This is a genomic window from Mycobacterium sp. UM_WGJ, assembly GCF_000455125.1.
Taxonomy (GTDB): Bacteria; Actinomycetota; Actinomycetes; order Mycobacteriales; family Mycobacteriaceae; genus Mycobacterium.
Map to the genome: position 1 here is coordinate 26,175 of NZ_AUWR01000035.1, position 21,668 is coordinate 47,842.

The following is a 21,668-nucleotide window of genomic DNA, read 5'->3' on the forward strand; positions in this document are numbered from 1 at the left end:
GCGAGGGTTGCGTCAGTGGTGCGACAGCGGGCCGGCCGAGATCGGCACGTCCACGCGCACCTCACCGGCCTTCTTGAAGTCGAAGGTGAAGTCGTAGGTGAGCCCGTTGCGGATCGCCTTGTCCAGGGTCACCGTCGCAGTGGCGGTGTTGGCGTTAGCCACCTCGGGCAGCGCCTTGGCGGCGGGTGCCGTCGGCAGGTCGGGGCCGGCCGGGGCGCTGACCACCAGGACGCCGCCGACGGGCACGGTCTTGCTGCCGGTCGGTGACACCTTGCCGATCGAGGTCCTGATGTCGCTCAGCTCGTCATTGGAGTCGGGCGACTGGTTGCTGACCACGAACACCAGGTCGACGGTCTGGCCAGGCTCCAACGCGTCGCCGGTCTGGGTCGCCTGGATGCGTACGTCGCGCAGAGCCAGATCGCCGACGTCGGCTGAGGCGCCATTGACCGCGGACGCCTGGTCAGCGGTCTGAGAGATCTGACCGGTACCGCAACCGGCCAGCGCCGCTGCCGCGATCAGCGCGATCGCAGCCTTGTTGAAGGCCCTGTTGAACGAGTTCACGTGTGGTCTCCTGCTCGGCTGTCGCGACTTGTGACTATGCACTGTAGTAGCAACCATCTGCCGGCGGTAGCGCAGGGTTACCGGTCGCCCACGACCCCCGTCGACCAGCCCTGATCAGGCTCCGATCAGGTTCGACCCAGCACGCTTCCGCCGTGATGTCAACCCCCCTCCCGGGGCCGCAGTGCCCCTGACCTGCACCGTTGGTGGTCGGGTGTTGGGGCGCCGTGTTAGTATGGGGTAGCGAAAGGGGCTCAAATCAGATGATCTTTAAGGTCGGAGACACCGTCGTATATCCACACCACGGTGCAGCGTTGATCGAGGCGATTGAAACCCGGGCCATCAAAGGCGAGCAAAAGGACTATCTGGTCCTCAAAGTGGCGCAGGGCGATCTCACTGTTCGAGTTCCCGCTGAAAATGCCGAATATGTCGGTGTGCGTGACGTTGTCGGCCAGGAAGGTCTGGACAAGGTCTTCCAGGTGTTGCGGGCCCCGCACACCGAAGAGCCGACCAACTGGTCGCGGCGGTACAAGGCCAACCTGGAGAAGCTCGCCTCCGGCGATGTGCACAAGGTAGCCGAGGTTGTTCGTGACCTGTGGCGGCGTGACCAGGAGCGTGGCCTGTCCGCCGGTGAGAAGCGGATGCTGGCCAAGGCACGCCAGATCCTGGTCGGTGAGCTGGCCCTGGCCGAGAACACCGATGACGCCAAGGCGGAGACCATCCTCGACGAGGTGCTGGCCGCAGCGTCCTGAACCGCAGTGTCCTTACCGCGTCGTTCTGAGCGACCGGGGGTCCGGTGCCAAGCACAGTAGCCGTGGTGCCGGCCGCCGGTTCGGGTCGGCGGCTGGGTGCGGGAATACCGAAGGCATTCTTCCTGCTGGGCGGCGTGACGCTGGTTGAGCGCGCCGTGGCAGGCCTGCGCGAGTCCGGGGTGATCGACCAGGTCGTGGTCGCCGTGCCGCCGGATCGCACTGACGAGGCCAAGCTGATCCTCGGTGGCACCGTGACCGTGGTCGCCGGCGGTGCCGACCGCGTCGATTCCGTTCGGCTGGCGCTGGCCGCCACCGGAGAGCCCGATTTCGTGCTGGTCCACGATGCCGCACGTCCGTTGACTCCGCCCGGACTGGTGGTCCGAGTGGTCGAGGCGCTGCATGCCGGGTACCGCGCTGTCGTTCCGGCATTGCCGGTCGCCGACACCATCAAGGCGGTCGACGCGAACGGAACGGTCCTGGGCACGCCCGAGCGGGCCGGCCTGCGGGCCGTGCAGACCCCACAGGGTTTCGCCGCCGACCTGCTTCTGCGGGCCTACCAGCAAGCCGGTGCGGGCACGCAGTTCACCGACGACGCCGCGATGGTCGAGAACGTCGGCGGCCAAGTGCAGACGGTCGAAGGCGATCCGTTGGCCTTCAAGATCACCACCGCGTTGGACGCGGTACTGGCCGAGGCGGTGGTCAATCGGTGAGTGCGCTGCCGCGGGTCGGCTTGGGCACTGACGTGCACCCGATCGAGCCGGGCCGACCGTGCTGGCTGTTGGGGCTGCTGTTTCCCGACGCCGACGGCTGCGCCGGGCACTCCGACGGCGATGTGGCCGCACACGCCCTGTGTGACGCGCTGCTGTCGGCGGCAGGGTTGGGGGACCTCGGGGCGGTGTTCGGCGTCGACGAGCCGCGCTGGGCCCACGTAACCGGTGCTGTGATGCTCGGCCACGTGCGCGAGCTGCTCACCGAGAGCGGGTTCGTGATCGGGAACGCCGCGGTGCAGGTCATCGGCAACCGGCCGAAGGTGGGGCCGCGCCGTGCCGAAGCGCAGCAGCTGCTGTCGGAATTGCTGGGCGCACCGGTTTCGGTGTCGGCGACCACCACCGACGGCCTGGGGCTCACCGGACGAGGTGAGGGACTGGCCGCGGTGGCTACCGCGTTGGTGGTGCCTAAGTAGTCAGCTCGGTGGCTTTAGCAGCCGAAGCCGAAGATCGCGCCGATGATGCCACACGGAACCTCGGTGGCCACCGCCGTACCAATCTGAACGCCGGCGTCCGCGCCGGCGTTGGCGGCTTCGGCGCCCATGTCGGCGCCAAGCTCAGGCAGGGTGTCGAGCAGCGCACCGGAAGTGGTGATCGCGGTGTCGCCAGCGGCGTCGACTAGGGCGTTACCGATGGCGTCCCCGGTCGGCCCCAGCACCAAGTCGGGATCCACGGTGGACAAGAAGTCGATATTGCCCAGGTCAAAAGGCAGATCCGCGGCGGAGGGAGCACTGAAGAGGTCGGTCGCCGCGGCTGAGCCGATTTCCGGGGCTCCCAAGTTCAAGGCGTCGGTCGCCGCGGCCGAACCGGCGTCGGCAAGCGCGTTCGCACCGTTGTTCGCGCCGGAGTTGGCGAGACCGGTCAGTCCGGTGGTCAGCAGGGGGGCGGCCAGCGAAGGCACCATCATGGCCACCATCGGCGCCATCATGGCCATGGACATACCGATCTGGGGACCCATCGCAGCCATGCTGGCGGTGCTGGCGCCGGCGGTGGTGGCGGACTGACCCATCTGGTCGGCCTGCTGCTCGGCCTGCTGGCGCTGCTGTTCGGCCTGGGCGTCCTGCAGCATCTCCTGCTGGCCCGGCGCGAGCTCTTCGGCGGCCGGCGCGATCTCCGGCTGGGCCGGCGCGGGCTGGACCGGCGCAGACACCAACTCGGCGGGCTGAGGCTGGGGCTGGTTGTTGTTCGGCTCATCGGCGTATGCCGTCGCGCTACCTGCAAATGCGACCGCAGCCAAGAGTGCTCCCGAGACTGCCACCAGACGTTTACTCACTGCCGCAATATATGCCACGTCACACCACCTGTCCACCGATGCGGGCATCGGTACCCCAGCCTGGGAAGCCCCTGCTAGCGGCGCGTGGCCGATCGCGAACCCAGCGCCCGGTAAGCTGGCCCGTCGTGACCGATCGCCCCAGCCTGCGGCTGCACGACACGGCAACCGGCGCCGTGCGTGAATTTGCCCCGCTGCGGCCCGGTCATGTGTCCATCTATCTCTGCGGCGCCACCGTCCAGGCGGCACCGCATATCGGCCATGTCCGCAGCGGCGTGGCCTTCGATGTATTGCGCCGGTGGCTCACCGCCCGCGGCTACGACGTCGCCTTCGTGCGCAACGTGACCGACATCGACGACAAGATCCTGACCAAGGCCGCGGCGGCGGGCCGACCGTGGTGGGAGTGGGCCGCCACCCACGAGCGGGAGTTCACCGCCGCCTATGAGGCGCTGGGTGTGCTGCCGCCGTCGGCCGAACCGCGCGCCACCGGGCACATCACGCAGATGGTCGAGCTGATCGAGCGGCTGATCGAGCGCGGCCACGCCTATGCCGGCGGCGGCGACGTCTACTTCGACGTACTCAGCTACCCCGACTACGGCCAGCTGTCCGGTCACCGCATCGACGACGTGCACCAGGGTGAGGGAGTCGCCACCGGTAAACGCGACCCGCGCGACTTCACGCTGTGGAAGGGCGCCAAGCCCGGTGAGCCCAGTTGGCCCACGCCGTGGGGCCCGGGCCGTCCGGGCTGGCACCTGGAGTGTTCGGCGATGGCCCGTGCCTACCTCGGTGCCGAATTCGACATCCACTGCGGCGGGATGGATCTGGTCTTCCCGCACCATGAGAACGAGATCGCTCAGAGTCGCGCCGCCGGAGACGGATTCGCGAACTACTGGCTGCACAACGGCTGGGTCACCCTCGGTGGCGAGAAGATGAGCAAGTCACTGGGCAACGTGCTGTCGATGTCGGCGGTGCTGCAACGAGTCCGGCCGGCCGAGCTGCGCTACTACCTGGGCAGTGCGCACTACCGGTCGATGCTCGAGTTCTCCGAAACCGCGCTGCGCGACGCCGTCAACGCCTACGTCGGCATCGAGGACTTCCTGCACCGGGTGCGCAGCCGGGCGGGCGCGGTGGTTCCCACCACCTGGACGGACCGTTTCGCCGCAGCCCTCGACGACGACCTGTCGGTGCCGATCGCCCTGGCCGAGGTACACCGGACGCGCGCGGAGGGCAACCGGGCGCTGGACTCCGGCGACCACGAGGGCGCGCTGGCCGCAGCCGGTGCGATCCGGGCGATGATGGACGTGCTCGGCTGCGACCCGCTCAACGAGCGCTGGGAATCGCGCGATGAGACCTCGGCGGCGCTGGCTGCTGTCGACGTCTTAGTGCGCGCCGAGTTGGAACGCCGGGAAACCGCTCGCGCGGAACGGGATTGGCAATTGGCCGATGAGATCCGCTGCAGACTCAAGGACGCCGGCATCGACGTCACCGACACCGGGGATGGTCCGCAATGGTCACTGCTGGTGGAGGGGTCTGAGTAGATGGCCGGAAATTCCAAGCGCAAGGGTGCGGTGCGCAAGCCCGGCACCAAGAAGGGGCCGACGGTCGGCTCCGGTGGCCAGCGCCGCCGCGGGCTCGAAGGCCGCGGCGCCACCCCGCCCGCGCACCAGCGGGAATACCACCCGGCGGCCAAGGCAGCCAAGCGTGCGGCAAAACAGCGCGCGTACCGGACCGCCAAGCGCACCGACGAGAACGAGACCGTGCTGGGGCGCAACCCGGTTCTGGAGTGCCTGCGTGCCGGAATCCCGGCCACCGCGCTGTATGTGGCGCTGGGCGCCGAGGCCGATGAGCGGCTGACCGAATCAGTTACTCGGGCAGCCGATTCCGGCTTGCCCATCCTGGAGGTCCCGCGGTCCGATCTGGACAAGATGACCACCAACGGCCTGCATCAGGGCATCGCGCTTCAGGTTCCGCCCTACAACTACGCGCATCCCGACGACCTGATCGCCGCCGCGCGCCGCGATGTCGCGCCGCCGCTGCTGGTCGCACTGGACAACATCTCTGATCCGCGCAATCTCGGCGCCATCGTGCGGTCGGTCGCGGCATTCGGCGGACACGGTGTGGTGATCCCGCAGCGTCGGTCGGCCTCGGTCACCGCGGTGGCCTGGCGAACCAGTGCCGGTGCGGCTGCCCGAGTTCCGATCGCGCGGGCGCCCAACCTGAACCAAACCTTGAAGGCATGGGCAGATCGCGGCCTGCAGATCGTCGGGTTGGACGCCGGCGGAGACACCGTGGTCGATGAGTTGGACGGCACCAGCCCGATGGTGCTGGTCGTCGGTTCCGAGGGCAAGGGATTGTCCCGCCTGGTCCGGCAGAACTGCGACGCCATCGTGTCGATTCCGATGTCCGGGCCCACCGAGTCGCTCAACGCATCGGTGGCCGCCGGGGTGGTGCTGGCCGAGATCGCCCGTCAGCGGCGGTGATTCGCCGTGCACTCATAGCGGCGGTGCTGATGGCCGCGGTGGTGAACCCTTCGGCAACGGCGGCCGCGCAGCGGTCGACGTTTGATCTGCAGGCGCATCGTGGCGGCCGGGGCGAGACCACCGAGGAATCGCTGCGTGCCTTCGCGAAATCGCTCGCGTTAGGCGTCAGCACCCTGGAGTTGGACATCGTGCTGACCCGCGACGCGCAGCCGCTGGTGTGGCACGACCCGGTGATCGAGCCGGCGAAGTGCGCCGACACCGCACCGGCGTTCGCCGGCGATCCCGATTTCCCGTATGTGGGCAAGCGGGTAGCCGATCTCAGCCTCGCCCAGATCCGAACCCTGGACTGCGGACACCTGTTGCCGGAATTTCCGGATGCGGAAGTGGTGCCGGGCAACGTCATCGCCACCTTGCCGGAGGTCTTCGCGCTCGCAGGTCACACGGGCGTCCGCTACAACATCGAGACCAAGGTCGACGGCGAGAACCAGCGGCAGCTCGTCGACGTGATTCTGGCGGCGGTGCGGGCCGCCGGCCAGCTCGACGCCGTCGAGATCCAGAGTTTCGACTGGCGCACCCTGCCGTTGGTGCGCGCCGCCGAACCGGGCATCCCGTTGGTCGTGCTCGCCGAGCAGGGGCCTGACCCGATCCCCGGGGCGGTGGCGGTCGGCGCCGACATCGTGTCCCCGGACTACTCGATGGTCGATCGAGCGTTCGTTCAACGCGCACATGCGGCTGGGCTGCGGGTGATCCCGTGGACGGTCAATGATGCCGATGCCATGCGGCAACAGATTGCCGCCGGCGTCGACGGGCTCATCACCGACTATCCGAGCCGGCTGCGTGCCGTCATGGCCGACCTCGGCATGTCGCTGCCACGGGCTTACCCGGCGGGCTAGCAGCCCGCACCGCTAGACCCCCAGCAGTTGCGCGCTGGCCCACAGTGCCAGTACGGCCACCAGCAGCGTGGCCGGCACCGTGCACAGCCCCAGACGGGTGTATTCGCCGACTCCGGCCGCGACGTCGTAGCGGCGCAACACCCGGCGCCACAGCAGGTTTGACAGCGAGCCGGTATAGCTGAGGTTGGGGCCGATGTTGACTCCGATCAACACCGCCAGCACCGCGAGCGGGCCACTCGATGCCACCAATGGCACCAGCAACAGCGTGGCGGGCAGGTTATTGACAACGTTGGCCAACACCGCGGCGACCGCCGCGATGCCCAGCAGCGCCGCCAGGCCAGATCCCGCCGGCAGCACCGCGGACATCTGGGCGCCCAGGCCGTTGTCGACGACGGCCCGCACCACCACGCCGAGGGCCAGCACGAACACCAGGAAGCCGGGGTTGGCGGCCCGCAGAATGCCGGCGGGGGTGCTGCGCCGCTGCGCCAGTCCACGGGTGGCCAACACGGCCGCACCAGCGACCGCGGCCCACGCTGCCGGCAACCCGAACGTCTCGGCGACCACGAAGCCGGCCAGCGTCAGCCCCAGCACCACCAGCACGAACACCGGGATCGGCGGCGGTGGCCCGGCGTGCTGGTGCACCGGCGTGGCCCGCAGATCGGCCCGAAAGAACCAGCGGAAGATCAGGTAGACGACCGCGGTGGTGGCCAGCCACGGCGCGGCCATCAGCGCGGTGAACCTGACGAACGACAGGCCGGCCTGGTTGAACGCCAACAGATTGGTCAGGTTCGACACCGGCAGCAGCAGTGACGCCGTGTTGGCCAGATGCGCTGTCGCATACGCGTGTGGTCGCATCGGGGCGTGGCGGCGGCGGGCCATCATCAGCACCACCGGGGTCAGCAGCACCACCGTCGCATCCAGGCTCAGCACCGCGGTCAGACCGGCGGCGATGACGAACACGCGGCGCAGCAGATGATGCGGCGGACCGACGTCGGCCCGTGCCATCGCCGCACCGGCCGCCTCGAACAGGCCCTCGTCGTCACAGAGCTGCGCCAGGACCAGCACCGCGCCCAGGAACGCGACGACGTGCAGCAGAGTAGCGGCTTCGGTGACTGCGTCGTGCATCGAGATCGCGCCGGTGGCAACAAGAACGGCCGCGGCCGGCACCGCAGCGAACATCTCCGGCCAGCCCCGCGGGCGGGCCACCGCGAACCCCAGCACCACGGCAAGCAGCAGCAGCGCCAGTGCCAGATTCAGGCCCACGGATCCTCACGACGCCACACCGTGGGCAGGTGAAGTCCGACCCCGTCGGACTCGGCCAACTCGGACAGAACCCGCATCGTGACGTTGAGGTCGTCGCCGGCGTAGGGCAAGGCGCGCAGCGGCTTTGACAAGGGCAGGAAGAAGTCGTCCCAGTGGGTCAACACCACCGTCGAAGCGCCGACGGTGCGGACCGTCTCATTCCAGTAGTCGACCAGGTATTGCCGGGGTTGAACGCCGAGCTGGCCGATGCCCAGGTAGACCACCTCGGCGCTGCGGCCGGCCAAGGCACCCGGGATGAAGCCGGCGCTGCCCAGGATCAGCAGATTGCGCCCCGAGGGGCGGTGGGCCACCAACGCCGACCAGGCCTCACCGCACTTGTAGGCAGATGCCCGCACCGGTGGAACCACCGCGGCGCTGATCACGCCGGGGAAGCGGTCCGGGGGGCAGTGTCGGGACTCGAGCAGGGTGACGTCGTAGGCGCCCAACGCAAGAGGAGCGCCGGGCGTCGCGACGATCAGGCGATCGGCCGAAAGTCCCTGACCCCGGCCGACATTGGCCGTCGACTCGCCACCCACCAGCGTCGCACCGGTACGTTCGGCCACCACCGCGGAGTCCAGCGCGTGATCGATGTGTGAGTGCAGCGGGATCACCGCCGCCAGCTTCTGCACGCCGGCCCGGGCCAGGCAGGCGTCGATGCGAGCGGCCGACGGCGAAACCTTGCCCAGCGCCACCCGAGCCAGACGGGGACGAGAGAAATAGCCGTCGGTCATCAGCGCCGACGACCCGTCGTCGATCAGCATGCTGGTCACGCCGAGCCACGTCACCGACAGCGGTGCGCCCGGCGGCGCGGGTGTGACGTCGAACCGGTCGGCGTACCGGCCGATGTCGGGGCGGCCGAGCTTGAGGCGCATCCGCTCAGGCTAACGGGGGACGGTGGCGCCCACGCCGCAGGCCGGCGTGACGGTCCTAGACCTTGGGGCTGTCGTCGTCGCCGATCAGCAACCGGACCGCCAGGTCCAGTCGGGTGCTGAAATCGGTGGCCGACGCCCGGCGGGTCAGCCAGGCCAGCAGGTTGGACAGCCACACATCCGAGATCACCCGGGAGATGTGGTACTGCTCCTCGGTCGGCTCGCCGTCGCTCATGGCCCCGGCGAACATCGAGTCGATCAATTTCTGGACGTGGTCGACTTCGCCGGCCGCCGAGGCGTCGGCGAAGACATACGCCCGCGTCATCGCCTCGGTGAGCAGTGGGTTGCGCTGCATGGCGCGGTTGAGTTTGTTGACCACCAGGTTCAGTCGCTGGTGGCGGGTGGTTGCGGCGAACGTTGCCGGGTCCGTCTTGGTGTCCACCCGCGCGATCTCTCGGCCCATCGCCGAGACCAGCAGGTGAACCTTCGACGGGAAGTAGCGGTACAAGGTGCCGACAGCCACGTCCGCGCGGTCGGCGACGGCGCGCATCTGCACCGCGTCGTAGCCGCCCTTGGAGGCGATCGCCAGCGTCGCGTCCAGGATGCGCTTGCGGCGTTCGCGCTGCGCCTCGGAGCCCAGGTCGGATTCGGTCAGCACAGCGACGTTGACCACCTCGCGCGGTTGGCTTGCCGATCCGCGGCCTGCGGTGCCCTCAGCTGACGACATGTGCTGCGCGGCTCCCTCCGTCGGTCTCCTGGCCCATAACGATACGCATCGCGTAGTTGAGTTTTGTGCTTCCCGGCATCGGCCGGACCCAACGTGTCCAGCCATTACGGTTCGACTTGACGCTCGGACGCTGGCACTATTAGAACACGTTCTAGTGGTTGGTGGGGGTGTTCGTGACCCGCCTCTCTCAAGCCCGTCTCGACCCGGAGGAGCCCAGCGTGTCCGTGACCATCAACGACGAACAGCTCGCAGCCCGCGAGCTGGTCCGCGACTGGGCCGCCGCCGCGGGCACCGCCGAAGCGATTCGCGCGGCGGAATTGGGTGAAACCGATTCCTGGCGAGCTGTTTTCGCGCGGCTGGCCGACCTGGGCCTGTTCGGTGTGGCGGTGCCCGAGGAGTCCGGCGGGGCCGGTGGGCGCCTCGAAGACCTCTGCGCGATGGTCGATGAGGCCGCCAGGGCCCTGGTTCCCGGGCCGGTTGCGACCACCGCGCTGGCCACCCTGGTGGTCACCGATCCGGCTTCGGTTGAAGCCCTGGCAGCCGGCGAGCGGACTGCCGGCGTGGTCACCGACCCGTCCGCGGCGGCGGTGAGCTTCGACGCCGCAGCAGGGCAGGCCTCCGGCACCGCTGAGCGGGTGCTCGGCGCCACCGCCGACGGACTGCTGCTGTTGCCGGCCGGCCAGGACTGGATCCTGGTGGACGCCGGCGCGAACGGGGTGAATGTCGAGCCCCTGGCCGCCACCGACTTCTCCCGACCGCTGGCCAAGGTGACGTTGACGGCAGCGCCGGCAGTGGTCCTGGAGGCCGGTCACCGGGTGGAGAACCTGGTGGTCACGGTGCTGGCCGCCGAGGCCGCCGGGGTCGCCCGCTGGGCGCTGGACACCGCGGTCGAATACGCCAAGGTGCGTGAACAGTTCGGTAAGCCGATCGGCAGCTTCCAGGCCATCAAGCACCTGTGCGCGGAGATGCTGTGCCGGGCCGATCAGGCCGCGGTGGCGGCCAGCGACGTGGCCCGCGCCGCTGCCGATTCCGATGACCAGCAGTTCGCGATCGCGGCCGCAGTCGCCGCCGCGATCTGCATCGACGCCGCCAAGGCCAACGCCAAGGACTGCATCCAGGTACTCGGCGGAATCGGCATCACCTGGGAGCACGACGCACACCTGTACCTGCGCCGGGCCTACGGCATCGGGCAGGCGCTGGGCGGACCCCAACGGTGGCTGCGCCGCACCGCCGCACTGACCCGCGACGGCCTGCGGCGCCGGTTGGAGGTCGACCTCGGTGAGGCCACCGACGTCCGGCCCGAGATCGCCGCGGAGGTGGCGCGCATCGCAGCGCTGCCCGCCGACCAGCACCAAGTGGCGCTGGCCGAATCCGGGCTGCTGGCGCCGCACTGGCCGGTTCCCTACGGACGCGCGGCCGGCCCCGCCGAGCAGCTGGTGATCGACCAGGAACTGGCCGCCGCCGGCGTCGGGCGTCCGGACCTGGTGGTCGGCTGGTGGGCAGCCCCGACCATTCTCGAGCACGGCACGCCCGAGCAGATCGAGCGCTTCATCCCGGCCACGCTGACCGGCGAGGTGTTCTGGTGTCAGCTGTTCTCCGAGCCCGGCGCCGGCTCGGACCTGGCGGCGCTACGCACCAAGGCGGTGAAGGTCGACGGCGGCTGGCGGCTGACCGGTCAGAAGGTGTGGACGTCGCGAGCCCACGACTCGCAGTGGGGCGTCTGCCTGGCCAGAACCGATGCCGAAGCTCCGAAACACAAGGGCATCACCTACTTCCTGGTCGACATGGCCGCTGAGGGCATCGACATCCGGCCGCTGCGGGAGATCACCGGTGAGGCCCTGTTCAACGAGGTCTTCCTCGATGACGTCTTCGTTCCCGACGAGCAGGTGGTCGGCGGCGTCAACGACGGCTGGCGCCTGGCCCGCACCACCTTGGCCAACGAGCGCGTCGCGATCGCCGGCGGCACCGCGCTGGGCAACCCGATGGAGGAGCTGCTGAAAACCCTGGCGGATTCCGAACCCGACACCGCCACCGCCGAGCGTCTGGCCCGGCTGATCATCGCCGCGCAGGCGGGTTCGCTGCTGGATCAACGCATCGCCCAGCTCGCGGTGGGCGGCCAAGACCCGGGCTCGGAGTCCTCGGTGCGCAAGCTCATCGGGGTGCGCTACCGCCAGGAGCTGGCCGAGTTCCGGATGGATGTGGCCGAGGGGGGCGGCGCGGTGGCCGGCCGCGAAGTGCACGACTTCCTCAACACCCGGTGCCTGTCCATCGCCGGAGGCACCGAGCAGATCCTGTTGACACTGGCCGCTGAGCGGCTGCTGGGCCTGCCGCGCGGCTAGCTCGCCGCTGTCGCGCCGGTCGTCGCCGAGCGTAGCTTTCCGTCGCCGGGGGTACCCACTGTCGGAATCGCCGCCGACGAATGGAGTGCTGTGTGCCGGGCCGAATCGAAGTCGATGGCGTTACGCCGGTTGTGTCCTGCGGCCGGCAACCCGCCAAGGCAGTGGTCGGGGAGACCGTGCCGGTCCGCGCCGCGGTGTGGCGTGACGGACACGAAGTGGTCGCGGCGACCTTGGTCGTGCGCTACCTCGGCTGCGAGTCTCCACCGGGGTCGCAGACGCGTCTCGACGAGCAGGAAACGGCTGTTCCAGCGCCTCGAACAAAGCCGGCGCTGCTTCCAATGCGGGAGGGCGGCGAGCCGTACGTCTTCCACGGTGAATTCGTTCCCGACCAGACCGGGATGTGGGCTTTCCGGGTCGACGGGTGGACCGATTCGATCCGCACCTGGCGTGACGCGGTGGTCGCCAAGCTGGACGCCGGCCAGGACGAGGCCGAACTATCCAACGATCTGTTGATCGGTGCCGACCTGCTGGAGCGTGCCGCCGCGGCGATGCCCCGCAGCCGGCGTGAACCCGTCGTGGCAGCGGCTGCGGCATTGCGCCATCCCGGCGACCCGATCGTTCGCTCGGCGCCGGCATTGTCCGACGAGATCTCCCAGCTGCTCACCTGCTACCCGCTGCGCGACCTGCTCACCCGCGGACAGCAGTATCGGGTCTGGGTGGATCGGCCACTGGCCCGCTTCAGCTCCTGGTACGAGATGTTTCCGCGCTCCACCGGCGGATGGGACTCAGCGGGCGCTCCGGTGCACGGCACGCTGGCCACCGCCGCGTCGGCGCTACCGCGGATCGCCGAGATGGGATTCGACGTGGTCTATCTCCCGCCGATCCACCCGATCGGAAAGGTGCACCGAAAGGGTCGCAACAACAGCGCGGTGGCCGAACCCGGCGATGTCGGGTCACCATGGGCGATCGGCAGCGACGAGGGCGGCCACGATGCGGTGCACCCCGACTTGGGAGCAGTCGATGATTTCGACCAATTCGTTGCCAGGGCACGCGAACTCGGTCTGGAGGTCGCCTTGGATCTGGCGTTGCAGTGCGCTCCTGATCACCCGTGGGTGCGCCAACACCGTCAGTGGTTCACCGAGTTGCCGGACGGGACGATCGCCTACGCGGAGAATCCGCCGAAGAAATACCAGGATATCTACCCATTGAATTTCGACAATGATCCCGCCGGCCTGTATGCCGAGGTCCACCGCGTGGTGCAGTTCTGGATCTCACACGGGGTCAAAGTATTCCGGGTCGACAACCCGCATACCAAGCCACCCGGGTTCTGGGCATGGTTGATCACGAAAGTGAAGGCCGCCGAACCCGATGTGCTGTTCCTCTCGGAGGCGTTCACCCCGCCGGCACGACAGTACGGCCTGGCCAAGCTCGGTTTCACCCAGTCCTACACCTACTTCACCTGGCGAACTTCCAAGGCCGAACTCGTCGAATTCGGCGAAGAGATAGCCGAATTCGCGGATTTTCGCCGCCCCAATCTGTTCGTCAACACACCGGACATCCTGCACGCCAGTCTGCAACATCACGGCCCCGGTATGTTCGCCATCCGCGCGGTGCTGGCCGCGACGATGGGCCCCTCCTGGGGCGTGTATTCCGGCTATGAATTGTTCGAGCACGAGGCGCTGCACGAGGGAAGCGAAGAATACCTTCATTCGGAGAAATACGAGCTGCGTCCCCGCGATTACGCCGCCGCGCGCCGCGAGGGCAGATCGCTGGAGCCGTTCATCGCTGCGCTCAACGCCATTCGCCGGCGGCACCCTGCCCTGCAGCAACTGCGCACCCTGCATTTCCATCACGTCGACAACGACGCGCTGCTGGCCTACAGCAAATTCGACCCGGCCAGCGGTGACACGGTGCTGGTGGTGGTGACCTTGAACGCATTCGGTGCCGAGGAAGCGACGTTGTCGCTCGACCTGACGACGCTGGGCATGGCGCCCTACGAGCGGTTCTGGGTGCGTGACGAAATCACCGGGGAGGAATACCAATGGGGGCAAGACAATTATGTGCGACTCGATCCGAGCCGAGCGGTCGCCCACATCATCAATATGCCGGTGATGAGTGCCCAGGCGCGAACCGACCTGCTGCATCGGAGGTGAAGACCCGATGACCCGAATCAAAAACCAGCCCGGCGGGCTCGAGGTGAACCGCGAGGATCTCGATCGGCTGATGTCCGGCGTGCACTACGACCCGCACTCGATCCTGGGCGCCCACGACAACGGCCAACACACCGTGATCCGGGCCTTGCGCCCGGGCGCGAGCGCGGTGGCGGTTGTGGTGGGCGGTGACCGGGTCCCGATGCAACACCTGGGCAACGGATTGTTCGCCGTGGTGCTGCCGTTCGCCGACCTGATCGACTATCGGCTGCAGATCGACTATCCCGGCGTCGCCGAACCGCAGATCGTGGCCGACGGGTATCGCTTCCTGCCGACGCTGGGCGAGGTCGACCTGCACCTGTTCGGTGAGGGCCGACACGAACAGCTTTGGGAGGTTCTGGGCGCTCATCCGCGCACGTTCACCACTGCGGACGGGCCGGTGACGGGCGTGTCGTTCGCGGTGTGGGCGCCCAACGCCAAGGGAATCGGGTTGATCAGTGACAGCACCGGCTGGGACGGCATCGGCGCACCCATGCGGGCACTGGGCTCATCCGGTGTGTGGGAACTGTTCTGGCCGGGGTTTCCGCTCGACGGGCTGTACAAGTTTCGTGTGCACGGCGCAGACGATGTGGTCACCGAGCGGGCTGACCCAATGGCGTTCGCCGCCGAGACCCCGCCGCACACCGCGTCGCGTGTCGCCACCAATCGCTACACCTGGAGTGACGGCGACTGGATGGATCGGCGGGCCACCGCAAACCCGGCGTTCGAGGCCATGAGCGTCTACGAAGTGCACCTCGGATCGTGGCGGCCTGGGTTGAGCTACCGCCAGCTTGCCGCCGAGTTGACGGATTACGTTGTGGAGCAAGGGTTCACTCACGTCGAACTGCTGCCGGTCGCGGAGCATCCGTTCGGCGGATCGTGGGGATATCAGGTCACCTCGTACTACGCGCCGACCGCGCGTTTCGGCACGCCCGACGACTTCCGCTTCCTGGTGGACGCGCTGCATCGTGCCGGCATCGGAGTCATTGTGGACTGGGTGCCGGCGCACTTCCCGAAAGATGCCTGGGCGCTGGGCCGGTTCGACGGCACTCCGCTGTATGAGCACGCTGATCCGCGGCGCGGTGAGCAGCTCGACTGGGGAACCTATGTGTTCGATTTCGGTCGCCCTGAGGTGCGCAACTTTCTGGTGGCCAATGCGCTGTACTGGCTGTTGGAGTTTCACATCGACGGACTACGAGTGGACGCCGTGGCGTCGATGCTCTACCTGGACTACTCGCGACCTCAGGGCGGCTGGACGCCCAACGTCTACGGCGGCCGAGAGAACCTGGAGGCGGTGCAGTTCCTCCAGGAGATGAACGCCACGGCACACAAATCGGCGCCCGGGATCGTCACGATCGCCGAAGAATCGACCTCGTGGCCCGGAGTGTCGAGACCGACCAGCCTTGGTGGACTGGGCTTTTCGATGAAGTGGAACATGGGCTGGATGCACGACACCCTGTCCTATCTCGGTCACGACCCGGTGCACCGCTCCTACCATCACCACGAGATGACCTTCTCGATGCTCTATGCCTACAGCGAGAATTTCGTGCTGCCGATCAGCCATGACGAAGTGGTGCACGGCAAGGGCACGCTGTGGAGCCGGATGCCCGGTGACGACCACGCCAAGGCGGCCGGGGTGCGCAGTCTGCTGGCCTACCAGTGGGCGCATCCGGGAAAGCAACTGCTGTTCATGGGCCAGGAGTTCGGCCAGCGTGCCGAGTGGTCCGAGGAACGCGGGCTGGACTGGTTCCAGCTCGACTCACCCGGCGAGCAGGACGGGTTCTCTGCGGGAATCCAGTGCTTGACCCGCGATCTCAACTCCGTCTATCGCAGCCGCCCCGCGCTGTGGAGCGAGGACACCAACCCGGCCGGCTATTCCTGGATCGATGCCAACGACTCCGCCAACAATGTGCTGAGCTTCCTGCGTTATGCGACAGACGGATCGGTGCTGGCGGCGGTATTCAACTTCTCCGGTGTGGTGCATACCGACTACCACCTCGGACTGCCGTTCGCGGGCCGGTGGCGCGAGATACTCAACACCGACGCCGTCGACTACAACGGCGGCGGTGCAGGAAATTTCGGTGGTGTGGATGCCGTCGACGAACCTCGGCACGGGCGTCCTGCTTCCGCGGTACTGGTGCTGCCCCCGCTGTCGGCGTTGTGGCTGGAACCCGCCGCGCAAGCGATCACCGCTCGCTGAGTCGACTCAGCGCTCGCAGCGGAATGGGTAGCCAGGCGGGCCGGTGGCGGGCCTCGTATCCGGCCTCATAGACCGCCTTGTCCAGTTCGTAGGCGGCCAATAGCGCTGCGCTATCCCGCGGGTCGGTGCCGGACTCCGCGCCATAGCCTTCGCAGAAGGCGCTGCGACAGCGGTCCAGCCACTCCCGGGCTCGGGTGGCCAGTTGCCGGGCCTGGCCGTCGCGCGACAGGTCGGCCAGTTTGCCGTACGCGGCGTACTCGTAGGACCGCAGTACGCCGGCGACATCGCGCAGCGGAGAGTCCGGCCTCCGACGTTCCGGCAGCGGTGCGCCGGGCTCGCCTTCGAAGTCGATCAGCAGCCAGCCGTTCGGGGTGCGCAGCACCTGACCCAGATGTAGGTCGCCGTGGACTCGTTGCACCGTGATCGTCTCGCCGGCGAGTGCGGCGAAGCGCTCTTCGATAGCGGTTAGGTGGGGGCGTATTTCGGGCACGCTCTCCGCGGTCGCCGCCAACCGCGACAGCAGCGCCTCGGCCGGGAAGAGCGACTGCGAAGTCCCCAGCGTGTCGGCCAGTGTCCGGTGCACCGATGCGACAGCCTCACCGAGGCGGTACGACTCACCGGCGAAGTCGCCGCCCACTTCGTAGGCGTACAGATCGGCTTCGGCGAACAGGTCGCGCACGCTCGCGGTCGCCATCGCCCAGCCTTCGGCCGAGTTCAACGCGTATTCGCTGACCATTCCCAGCGCATAGGGCAACACGCCAGAGTCGCCCGGCAACTCGATCTGGTAGGAGCCGAACAGTCGTGGCACGTGGGGATTGGCGGCTCGGCCCAGCGCTGCGTTGAGCTCGATGTCCGGATTGATCCCATCTCTGATCCGCCGGAACACCTTGAGGACCACTTTTTCCTCGACGATGACGCTGGTGTTGCTCTGCTCGGCTTCCGATACGCGGGACTCGGCGCGAACCGGCAGCGTGACCCCCGGCTCCGGTGTGAACGTGACGTCACCCCGCCGGGCTGCCGAATCGATCAGTGACAACAAGACTCGGGTTGCCGCGGCGTCGTAGAGAGCGTCGGAGGCGGTGTGCCCGCCATGGGTTCCGATCGTCGCGACCTGGGCGTACTCCGGCGCCAGGTCCACGTCCCAGGCGACTATCACCTGGTAGCGATCGGCGGTGCCGTCGGTGTAGCCGACGTCGATCAGCACCAGCTGCAGGTCGCCGCCCAACTCCACCACCAGGAAGGGATCTGCCTGGGCCAATTGCTTATTCCGCCCCGCGTACCAGCGTCGGGTTGGTAGCCATTCCGCCCACGGCAGGCCCGCTGGTTCGCCGGTGCCACCGGTCATGACATGTCCTCCTTCGACTCGCGTGGCTCGCACAGCTGAAACCAGTAGAAGCCGTGGCCGGGAAGTGTGAGCAGGTATGGCAGTTTTCCGATTCGGGGAAACTCCACCGAACCGGTGAGTTCCACCGGTATGTGGCCGTCCCAGTGCTGCAGGTTCAGTTCGATCGGCTGGGGAAACCGGGACAGGTTGTTGACGCACAAGACCGTGTTCCCGTCGTCACCCGAGATCTCCCGCACGAAGGCCAGCACCGACGGATTGGAGCCGCCCAGTTCGCGGAATTCGCCGAGGGCGAAGGCGTCATACCGGCGTCGAATGGCCAGCATGGTGCGAGTCCAGTTGAGCAACGACGTGGAGGTGTCGCGTTGCGATTCGACGTTGACGGACTGATGACCGTAGACCGCGTCCTGAATGGGCGGCAGGTACAGGCGGCCGGGGTTGGCGGTGGAGAAGCCCGCGTTGCGGTCGGGTGTCCACTGCATCGGGGTGCGCACCGCGTCGCGGTCGCCCAGCCAGATGATGTCACCCATCCCGATCTCGTCACCGTAGTAGAGGATCGGGGAGCCGGGCAGCGACAGCAACAGGGCGGTGAACAGTTCGATCTGGTTGCGGTCCTTGTCCAGCAGCGGGGCAAGCCGGCGCCGGATCCCCACATTCGCCTTCATCCGCGGGTCTTTGGCGTATTCGGCGTACATGTAGTCGCGCTCGTCGTCGGTGACCATCTCCAAGGTCAACTCGTCATGGTTGCGCAAGAAGATTCCCCATTGCGCCATATGGGGTATCGGTGGCGTCTGCGCCAGGATCTCCGAGATCGGGAAGCGTGACTCTCGGCGTACCGCCATGAAAATGCGTGGCATCAGCGGGAAGTGGAATGCCATGTGGCATTCATCACCGCCGGTGTCCGGGTTGCCGAAATACTCGACCACGTCCGTCGGCCACTGATTGGCCTCGGCCAGCAGAACTCTGCCGGGAAACTCGTCGTCGACCACCTTGCGGCAGCGCTTCAGGAAGTCATGTGTCTCAGGCAGGTTTTCGCAGTTGGTTCCCTCCCTCTCGAACAGGTACGGCACCGCGTCCAACCGAAACCCATCGATGCCGAGGTTGAGCCAGAACCGCAGCACATCGATCATGGCTTCCTGCACCGCCGGGTTGTCATAGTTCAGATCCGGCTGGTGGGAGAAGAATCGGTGCCAATAGAACTGCTTGCGCACCGCGTCGAACGTCCAGTTGGACTCCTCGGTGTCGACGAAGATGATCCGGGCATCGGCGTACCGTTCGCTGGTGTCACTCCACACGTAGTAGTCGCCATGGGGACCGTCGGGGTCTTGCCGCGACTGTTGAAACCACGGGTGACTGTCGGAGGTGTGGTTCATCACCAGATCGGTGATCACCCGAATACCGCGCCGGTGGGCGGCGTCGAGCAGTTCGACGAAATCGTCGACCGTGCCGAACTCCGGCAACACCTTGTAGAAATCCCGGATGTCATAGCCGCCGTCGCGCAACGGCGAGTCGTAGAACGGCGGCAACCACAGACAGTCGACGCCGAGCCACTGCAGGTAGTCCAGCTGCTCGGTCAGGCCCCGCAGGTCCCCGATCCCGTCCCCGTTGGAGTCGTAGAACGCCCGGACCAGTACCTCGTAGAACACCGCTCGCTTGAACCAGACCGGGTCCGCCGGCAGGGCCGCGGCGTCGCCGAAATCGTCCGCGCTCGGGTGCTCGACGATGCCGTCCTCGACATGGCTGCCCGCCCCGGGGTCTGCTACGTCCTGACCAAGTTCGTCGTCCGCGTCGAAGGCCATATCTCGACATGTACCCCATTCCGGTCGTGATTACCTGGCAGGCGATTGGTCATCGTGATCGTGCGAGAACAACGCGGCGGTGCGGGCGATCCGCGGATCGGCCTGCAACTGTTCGAGAGGCGCGGACAGCGGCAGACGCCAATTCGGATACTGATCCACGGTGCCGGGCAGGTTGGGCTGACAAGGCTCGGCCAGCACGTCGTAGGGGGAGACCAGTTTCAGCCGGCTCGGGGTGGCCGCCAGAAAGCGGTGCATGGCGTCGATGATCCGCGGCTCATCCGGAGCCATCTCGTCATGCTCAAGAAACCCTTCGGTACGCAGTAGCTCAAGCCATTCGGCTCGTTCCTGCTCGGCGGCGGACTGTGCGGCCGCCACGTCGTCGAGCAGACCCCGCTCGGCGCGTGCCCGCACATGCTCGGCGCGGAAGAATCCGGCGGCGGTGGGCAGGTCGTGGGTAGAGATGCTGGCAGCCACCCGCGACGGCCACTTCGCGGACGGAAGCAACGGCTGGCCGGGGGCCGATTCATCGCGAGTGAACCAGGAGACCGCGCACCCCAGCATTTCATTGCCGGCCAGCGCGCGGGTGACTTCCGGTTCGACGGTTCCCAGGTCCTCGCCGATGACGACAGCGTTGGCGCGATGCGCCTCCAGTGCCAGCACCGCGAGCATGACGTCGGCGTCGTAGTGGACATAGGTGCCGCGGTCGGGGCTTTCGCCAGGGGGGATCCACCACAGCCGCCACAATCCGGCGACGTGATCGATGCGTACGCCGTCCGCGTGGGCCAGGACGGCCCGCAGCATGTCGCGCACCGCGCGGTAGCCGGTGGCCGCCAAGCGGTCCGGTCGCCATGGCGGCAGACACCAGTCCTGCCCACGAGGGCTGAACGTATCCGGAGGCGCGCCGACGCTGGCATCAACGGCCAGCACGTCGGCCAGGGCCCACGCATCGGCGCCATCGCCGTCGACGCCGACTGCCAGGTCGTGCAGCACGCCCAGCGCCATGCCCGCGTTCTTGGCGGCACTCTGCACCGCCAGCAGCTGCTCCGTGCAGCGCTGCTGCACCCAAGCATGAAACGCCACCCTCGGCGCGAGCTCCCGCCGTGCGGCGGCCACCGCGGCGCCGGTCGCGTCGTGTAGGGGCGCAGGCCAGCGGGACCACCGGCTGCCATGGCGTTCGGCCAGCGCGCAGTAGGTCGCCCAGTCACGCAACGCCCGAGTCCGCGACGACTCGTCGAGCGGGCAGGGGCGCCCTTCAGAACGCCAGAGCAACTCCAGGGCCGCGCGCTTGGCGGCCCAGACGAGGTCGTAGTCGATTCGTGCGGTGTCCGCAGCGACCCGCAGCGCGTCGACTTCTGCCCGGGTGGCCGAGTCGGCGCGCTGGTAGGCGGCGAGGTCAGCGATGCACAGGGCGAGCGGGTTGGCGAACTGCCGGCTCGAAGGCGTATACGGCGACGGCTGCACCGGATACGTCGGTCCCGGTGCGTGCAGCGGATTGAGCAGCACCGCCCCGGCGCCGTGCTCGGCGGCTGTCCACCTCACCCAGTCCCGCAGGTCCGCCAAGTCCCCGATGCCCCAGGAGCGCGCGGATCGCAACGCGTAGAGCTGCAGCATCCATCCCCAGGTGAGCGGTGCCCGCGGCACCCGGGCGGGAGCCGCCACCAGCGTGACTTCCTGGCCATCGCGCAGCTGAAGCTGATACCAGCCGGGCGACAGATCGGCGGGCAGTTCATCGCGCACTGCGGTGCGCTCGCCGCCCTCGCTCACCAGTGCGGCGGCTCCGGAAAACGGTAGGGGGCGTCCGGTCACCCGCACAGCGGCTGTCGGAGGCGAAACGCCCGCACGCTCGCGTTCATCCAGCCTGGCCAACTCATGGCGGCGGTCGGCCGCACTGCGCGCCTCGACCTCGAGCAGCCGAAGAACCCGGACCACCACGTCTTCGTCCACCTGCACCATCTCGCGCCGTTCGTTGCGGTAGGCGGTGGCTACGCCGTGCGCGGTCGCCAGCCGGCGTAGGTCATCGGGCGCCACACCACGCCTATACCCGCCTGAGGTGCATTTCAACAGCCAGCACCGAACCGGTCCGTAGGGTCGGAGACGGCGATAGTTTGACCGGCCGGCAGGCGGGTAGCCACAACCCGGTCGGCGCCGCAGCATCGAAGTATCGAAATTCCTGACGAAATT

At 67.8% G+C, this 21,668-nt stretch carries 17 protein-coding genes; 9 read left to right on the forward strand and 8 right to left on the reverse strand.

What is annotated here, in order from left to right:
- Positions 1 to 12: 12 nt before the first annotated feature.
- On the reverse strand, positions 13 to 561 hold the full coding sequence (locus N416_RS0112135) for a hypothetical protein (protein ID WP_024442375.1): 549 nt from the start codon (positions 559 to 561) through the stop codon (positions 13 to 15).
- 260 nt (positions 562 to 821) lie between these two features.
- Between N416_RS0112135 and carD the strand changes: the two genes are divergently transcribed.
- Genes carD through ispF form a run of 3 tightly spaced genes read left to right on the forward strand, consistent with a single transcriptional unit; the run spans position 822 to position 2,493 of the window.
- On the forward strand, positions 822 to 1,310 hold the full coding sequence (carD, locus tag N416_RS0112140) for an RNA polymerase-binding transcription factor CarD (protein ID WP_024442376.1): 489 nt from the start codon (positions 822 to 824) through the stop codon (positions 1,308 to 1,310).
- Positions 1,311 to 1,354: 44 nt separating this feature from the next.
- The gene (gene ispD / locus N416_RS0112145; protein WP_024442377.1) at positions 1,355 to 2,020 is read left to right on the forward strand and encodes a 2-C-methyl-D-erythritol 4-phosphate cytidylyltransferase; all 666 of its coding nucleotides are present in this window, start codon (positions 1,355 to 1,357) and stop codon (positions 2,018 to 2,020) included.
- The gene (ispF, locus tag N416_RS0112150) at positions 2,017 to 2,493 is read left to right on the forward strand and encodes a 2-C-methyl-D-erythritol 2,4-cyclodiphosphate synthase (RefSeq protein WP_024442378.1); all 477 of its coding nucleotides are present in this window, start codon (positions 2,017 to 2,019) and stop codon (positions 2,491 to 2,493) included. The genes ispD and ispF overlap by 4 nt, the downstream gene beginning before the upstream one ends.
- 14 nt (positions 2,494 to 2,507) lie before the next feature.
- On the opposite strand, the gene N416_RS0112155 is transcribed toward ispF, so the two are convergent.
- Complete coding sequence (locus N416_RS0112155) at positions 2,508 to 3,350, reverse strand: hypothetical protein (RefSeq protein ID WP_024442379.1); 843 nt, start codon at positions 3,348 to 3,350, stop codon at positions 2,508 to 2,510.
- A 125-nt stretch (positions 3,351 to 3,475) separates the two neighbouring features.
- On the opposite strand from N416_RS0112155, the gene cysS reads away from it, so the two are divergent.
- The 3 genes from cysS to N416_RS0112170 are packed head-to-tail and all read left to right on the forward strand — an operon-like array spanning position 3,476 to position 6,720.
- Positions 3,476 to 4,885, forward strand: coding sequence for a cysteine--tRNA ligase (cysS, locus tag N416_RS0112160; RefSeq protein ID WP_024442380.1), 1,410 nt, complete (start codon positions 3,476 to 3,478; stop codon positions 4,883 to 4,885).
- Positions 4,886 to 5,827, forward strand: a complete 942-nt coding sequence (rlmB, locus tag N416_RS0112165; protein ID WP_024442381.1) for a 23S rRNA (guanosine(2251)-2'-O)-methyltransferase RlmB — start codon at positions 4,886 to 4,888, stop codon at positions 5,825 to 5,827.
- A 29-nt stretch (positions 5,828 to 5,856) separates the two neighbouring features.
- A complete protein-coding gene (locus tag N416_RS0112170) occupies positions 5,857 to 6,720 on the forward strand; it encodes a glycerophosphodiester phosphodiesterase family protein (RefSeq protein ID WP_036457826.1) in 864 nt (287 codons plus the stop codon).
- A gap of 12 nt (positions 6,721 to 6,732) precedes the next feature.
- Here N416_RS0112170 and N416_RS0112175 read toward each other — a convergent pair whose 3' ends face one another.
- Genes N416_RS0112175 through kstR form a run of 3 tightly spaced genes read right to left on the reverse strand, consistent with a single transcriptional unit; the run spans position 6,733 to position 9,618 of the window.
- Positions 6,733 to 7,977 carry an SLC13 family permease gene (locus N416_RS0112175; protein ID WP_024442383.1) on the reverse strand — a complete coding sequence of 415 codons (1,245 nt, stop codon included), beginning with the start codon at positions 7,975 to 7,977 and terminating at the stop codon, positions 6,733 to 6,735.
- Positions 7,974 to 8,894, reverse strand: a complete 921-nt coding sequence (locus tag N416_RS0112180) for an MBL fold metallo-hydrolase (protein ID WP_024442384.1) — start codon at positions 8,892 to 8,894, stop codon at positions 7,974 to 7,976. The genes N416_RS0112175 and N416_RS0112180 overlap by 4 nt, the downstream gene beginning before the upstream one ends.
- 55 nt (positions 8,895 to 8,949) lie before the next feature.
- Positions 8,950 to 9,618 carry a cholesterol catabolism transcriptional regulator KstR gene (gene kstR / locus N416_RS0112185; RefSeq protein WP_024442385.1) on the reverse strand — a complete coding sequence of 223 codons (669 nt, stop codon included), beginning with the start codon at positions 9,616 to 9,618 and terminating at the stop codon, positions 8,950 to 8,952.
- 218 nt (positions 9,619 to 9,836) lie between these two features.
- Here kstR and N416_RS0112190 point away from each other — a divergent pair, with 218 nt between their 5' ends.
- From N416_RS0112190 to glgB, 3 genes are all read left to right on the forward strand, one after another.
- Positions 9,837 to 11,957, forward strand: coding sequence for an acyl-CoA dehydrogenase (locus N416_RS0112190; protein ID WP_024442386.1), 2,121 nt, complete (start codon positions 9,837 to 9,839; stop codon positions 11,955 to 11,957).
- A gap of 80 nt (positions 11,958 to 12,037) precedes the next feature.
- A complete protein-coding gene (locus tag N416_RS0112195) occupies positions 12,038 to 14,110 on the forward strand; it encodes an alpha-1,4-glucan--maltose-1-phosphate maltosyltransferase (RefSeq protein ID WP_036457809.1) in 2,073 nt (690 codons plus the stop codon).
- A 70-nt stretch (positions 14,111 to 14,180) separates the two neighbouring features.
- The gene (gene glgB / locus N416_RS0112200) at positions 14,181 to 16,346 is read left to right on the forward strand and encodes a 1,4-alpha-glucan branching protein GlgB (RefSeq protein ID WP_369797602.1); all 2,166 of its coding nucleotides are present in this window, start codon (positions 14,181 to 14,183) and stop codon (positions 16,344 to 16,346) included.
- On the opposite strand, the gene N416_RS0112205 is transcribed toward glgB, so the two are convergent.
- From N416_RS0112205 to malQ, 3 genes are read right to left on the reverse strand one after another with little or no spacing between them, the layout of a single operon-like run.
- Complete coding sequence (locus N416_RS0112205; RefSeq protein ID WP_024442389.1) at positions 16,333 to 17,691, reverse strand: phosphotransferase; 1,359 nt, start codon at positions 17,689 to 17,691, stop codon at positions 16,333 to 16,335. The two genes, glgB and N416_RS0112205, sit on opposite strands and share 14 nt — an antisense overlap.
- Entirely contained in the window at positions 17,688 to 19,487 is a 1,800-nt protein-coding gene (gene treS, locus N416_RS0112210) for a maltose alpha-D-glucosyltransferase (protein WP_024442390.1), read from the reverse strand. Before treS ends, N416_RS0112205 begins: the two co-directional genes overlap by 4 nt.
- A gap of 30 nt (positions 19,488 to 19,517) precedes the next feature.
- The gene (gene malQ / locus N416_RS0112215) at positions 19,518 to 21,515 is read right to left on the reverse strand and encodes a 4-alpha-glucanotransferase (protein WP_024442391.1); all 1,998 of its coding nucleotides are present in this window, start codon (positions 21,513 to 21,515) and stop codon (positions 19,518 to 19,520) included.
- Between the last annotated feature and the right edge of the window lie 153 nt (positions 21,516 to 21,668).

Coding starts and splice junctions, on each gene's coding strand:
- N416_RS0112170 (WP_036457826.1), top strand. CDS start 5,857: ATGGCCGCGGTGGTGAACCCTTCGGCAACGGCGGCCGCGCAGCGGTCG.
- rlmB (WP_024442381.1), top strand. CDS start 4,886: ATGGCCGGAAATTCCAAGCGCAAGGGTGCGGTGCGCAAGCCCGGCACC.
- N416_RS0112195 (WP_036457809.1), top strand. CDS start 12,038: ATGGAGTGCTGTGTGCCGGGCCGAATCGAAGTCGATGGCGTTACGCCG.
- N416_RS0112180 (WP_024442384.1), bottom strand. CDS start 8,894: ATGCGCCTCAAGCTCGGCCGCCCCGACATCGGCCGGTACGCCGACCGG.
- N416_RS0112205 (WP_024442389.1), bottom strand. CDS start 17,691: ATGACCGGTGGCACCGGCGAACCAGCGGGCCTGCCGTGGGCGGAATGG.
- glgB (WP_369797602.1), top strand. CDS start 14,181: ATGTCCGGCGTGCACTACGACCCGCACTCGATCCTGGGCGCCCACGAC.
- kstR (WP_024442385.1), bottom strand. CDS start 9,618: ATGTCGTCAGCTGAGGGCACCGCAGGCCGCGGATCGGCAAGCCAACCG.
- treS (WP_024442390.1), bottom strand. CDS start 19,487: ATGGCCTTCGACGCGGACGACGAACTTGGTCAGGACGTAGCAGACCCC.
- carD (WP_024442376.1), top strand. CDS start 822: ATGATCTTTAAGGTCGGAGACACCGTCGTATATCCACACCACGGTGCA.